Raw genomic sequence first — 3,383 nt, 5'->3', positions numbered from 1 at the left:
CCAGAGCCTGACGGAGCGTGTAGGTCCCGCGAAGCGAGACCCGGCCGCCCGCGCCGCAACTGGATGTTCCAAGGATTGAAACATTGGCCTGTAGGCCCAGATCGATCAGCGCCTCGGCATAGGGGCGCGCCGAAACGAAAACGCGCAGGCGCGCGTCAGCTGCATGGGCGGAGCTGGCGATGGACGCCAGCGCCGCGCCACCCAATAGCACCGGCAAGGTCAGGCCGAGCCTGATGATGTGACGCCCTCAGCGGCTCCCCGACGCAGGATCGCGCCGAAGGACAATGCCAGCTTCGGAAGGTAGCGCGCTGACCGGAACCAGCAAGGCCAGACGACGAATGACCGAGCGCTGATCGTCGAGAACCAGGACGCCGGAAATCGGCGCTTCGGCCAGCGAGGGATCGGCGAGCCGTATGGGGGTGGCGAACTGCTGATTGAGATCGGCCACCACCTGGCGAAGCGGGGCGCCGCGATAGACCAGGCGTCCGGATGTCCAAGCGCCCACCTCGGCCGTCTCGACAGCGCCGACCTGAGCCTCGGCGGCCCCTTCAGCGCGCGCGAAGTTCTGGCCAGGGCGGAGGCGGTAAGCCTTGCCTTCTGAGCCGGCCGTCGGGCGGACCTCGACAGCTCCGCGCGCGACGCTGACGGCGACCTGGCCATCAAGCCGGCGGACATCGAAGCGGGTGCCCAGAACACGGACCGTCCGATCGCCGGCGGCGACGGTGAAGGGGCGACTGGCGTCGTGGGCGACATCGAACAGCGCCTGGCCCTGCGTCAAAGCCACATCCCGACTGTCGCCATCCAGGCGCACCGTGAGGCGCGTGCCGCCATTGAGCACAATACTGGAGCCATCGGCGAGTTCGACTGTGCGACGCTCACCCTTGGAGGTTTCGTAGGCGACGGCGGTCGGCGCGACCAGCTGGGGCCCGAGAACAACGGCCAAGGCGGCGGCGGCGGCCATAGCGCCCATCCCGCCGACGGCTCGGCGCGTGTAGTCTGGCGCCGGCGCGCGGCGGCGGGACAACGCAGCGGTCACGCGGCCGCGATCGGCGGCATAGGCGCGAGAAACGGAAAGGGCGTCGTCGAACGCCAAGGGGTTTTCGGGCGACGCGCAAAGCCAAGCGTCGAAGCCGGCCGCTTCCAACTCAGGCAGGTCGCCGGACTCCAGGCGCACGACCCACGCGGCCGCAGCATCGCGGCGAGCGTCCTCATCGTTGCGCAGGAGAGCGATCATCGAACCTTCCACGACGGACGCTGGCGGAATCCGTCACTCACTATAGACGTCACCGATGGACGTTGCCCCCACGTCGCCCTGAACGCGAATTGCGTGCTCATGAACTCAACCTTGAGGTGAGGGTCTTGAGCGCAGCGGAGACGTGCTTTTCCACTGCCTTGACCGAGATGCCCATGATGCGGGCGGTCTCTGCGTGGCTATGGCCTTCAAGCTTATGCAATCGGAAGGCGCGTTGCATCTGCGGCGGAAGCGCCGCGACGGCGTCGACCAGTTGCGAAAGGCGCTGACGGGCAGCGACGGCGCGGTCGGCGGGCGCATCATCGGAGACATCCTCGTCGCCCAGGCTAGCATGTGCGATCGTCCGCCAGGCCCCGTCGCGGGCCAGCGACCGGCTCTCGCCGCGAGCGCGGTCGAGCATGACATTGGTGGCGATGCGATAAATCAGCGCGACCGGATTCTCGGCGGTGATCGAGAGGTCACGCCCAGCCAGCTTGACATAGAGTTCCTGCGCCAGATCTTCGGCCAGGGCGGGCGAGCCGGTGCGGGCGGTATAGAAGCGGACAAGATTGGCGCGCCGCTCGAGGTAGATCTCGAGCAGAGGATCTGTGGCCCGTTTCGCCCCCGGATCAGTCCTCGCAGTCACGTTCACCCAAGGCTCCCGGCGAGGCGAATCAGGATCAAGACAGCGCACGCCATGTCCGATCCGCTCCCAGTCCTGGCCAGACATGCCCCATTCCCGCGTGCGCGCCAACGCCGAGCGGTGAGGCCCTGCGACGATTCGAGCGTCACAATTCTATGTGGCGCCGCGAAATTGGGCGAAAATCCCCTGCGGCAAAGCGAAGCTGGCGCAACGTCACCCTCGTACAAGCCAAATGTGGCCCGTGGTATGCATAGGCGCGTTCGATCACTATGTGGGGCCGCAACATCGGGTGGCGTGGGGACCCCGATTGTGCCGTTCTGGTTTCAAGGAGCCGTCCTAGATGAGCCTTAAGACCGTCCCGGGACTTGCGCCCGCGCCGACGAAACACGCGCGCCTCTTGAAGTGGGTGGAAGATATGGCCGCCCTGACCCAGCCGGACCGGGTGGTCTGGTGCGATGGTTCGGACGAGGAATGGACGCGGCTGACCGGCGAATTGGTGGCGGCGGGAACGCTGAAACCGCTCAATCAAGAGAAGCGCCCAAATTCTTTCTATGCCGCCTCGGACCCGCGCGACGTCGCCCGGGTGGAGAGCCGGACCTTCATATGTTCGGAGAAGAAGGAAGACGCCGGGCCGACTAACAACTGGCTTGATCCGGCGGAGATGCGTGCGGACCTGACCGACCTGTTCCGCGGCGTGATGCGTGGCCGCACCATGTATGTGGTGCCGTTCTGCATGGGACCGCTGGGCTCGCAGATCAGCCAGATCGGCGTCGAGATCACCGACAGCGCCTATGTGGCCGTGTCGATGAAGATCATGACCCGCATGGGTCAGGGCACCCTAGATATGCTTGGCGAGGACGGCTTCTTCGTGCCGGCGCTGCACTCGGTCGGCATGCCGCTGGTGGACGGGGTGAAGGACGTTCCCTGGCCCTGCAACGAGATCAAGTACATCGTCCACTTCCCCGAGAGCCGGGAAATCTGGTCTTACGGCTCGGGCTATGGCGGCAACGCGCTGCTCGGGAAGAAATGCTTCGCGCTCCGGATCGCCTCGGTGATGGCCCGGGACGAGGGGTGGTTCGCCGAGCACATGCTGATTCTCAAGCTAACCTCGCCGAAGGGCGCCACGAAGTATGTGGCGGCGGCGTTCCCCAGCGCCTGCGGCAAGACAAACATGGCCATGCTTCAGCCGACGCTGAAAGGCTGGAGGGCCGAGACGATCGGCGACGACATCTGCTGGATGCGGTTTGGCGATGATGGGCAGCTTCGTGCGATCAATCCCGAGGCCGGGTTCTTCGGCGTGGCGCCGGGCACGGGCGTAGAGACCAACAAGAACGCGGTCGACGCCCTCTGGGGCAATTCGATCTTCACGAACGTCGCGCTGACCGATGACGGCGACGTGTGGTGGGAAGGCCTGACGGCCCAGCCGCCGGCCCATCTGACCGACTGGAAGGGCAACAGCTGGACGCCAGACAGCAAGGAACCTGCTGCGCATCCGAACGCGCGCTTCAC

4 protein-coding genes are annotated in these 3,383 nt (G+C 65.9%); 1 reads left to right on the top strand and 3 read right to left on the bottom strand.

Features of this window, described 5'->3' with window-relative positions:
* The 3 genes from ACIQ3R_RS16575 to ACIQ3R_RS16565 form a co-directional block, all read right to left on the bottom strand.
* Window positions 1–217, bottom strand: a 217-nt coding sequence (locus ACIQ3R_RS16575) for a hypothetical protein (protein ID WP_397419958.1), incomplete at its 3' end; no start/stop codon positions are given.
* Window positions 218–247: 30 nt separating this feature from the next.
* Complete coding sequence (locus ACIQ3R_RS16570; protein ID WP_397419957.1) at window positions 248–1,234, bottom strand: FecR family protein; 987 nt, start codon at window positions 1,232–1,234, stop codon at window positions 248–250.
* Between the two features lie 97 nt (window positions 1,235–1,331).
* Entirely contained in the window at window positions 1,332–1,877 is a 546-nt protein-coding gene (locus ACIQ3R_RS16565) for an RNA polymerase sigma factor (protein WP_397419956.1), read from the bottom strand.
* Window positions 1,878–2,214: 337 nt separating this feature from the next.
* On the opposite strand from ACIQ3R_RS16565, the gene ACIQ3R_RS16560 reads away from it, so the two are divergent.
* Window positions 2,215–3,383: phosphoenolpyruvate carboxykinase (GTP) (locus tag ACIQ3R_RS16560; protein WP_397419955.1), on the top strand; the 1,169-nt coding region annotated here is incomplete at its 3' end.

The sequence above is a fragment of the Phenylobacterium sp. genome, from assembly GCF_044371015.1.
Classification (GTDB): domain Bacteria; phylum Pseudomonadota; class Alphaproteobacteria; order Caulobacterales; family Caulobacteraceae; genus Phenylobacterium.
Note: the sequence above shows the minus strand (reverse complement) of the source record. Positions and strands in the feature narration are given on the sequence as shown.

What these genes read in the sequence shown, in the direction of transcription:
- ACIQ3R_RS16570 (WP_397419957.1), bottom strand. Translation starts at nt 1,234, where the DNA reads ATGATCGCTCTCCTGCGCAACGATGAGGACGCTCGCCGCGATGCTGCG.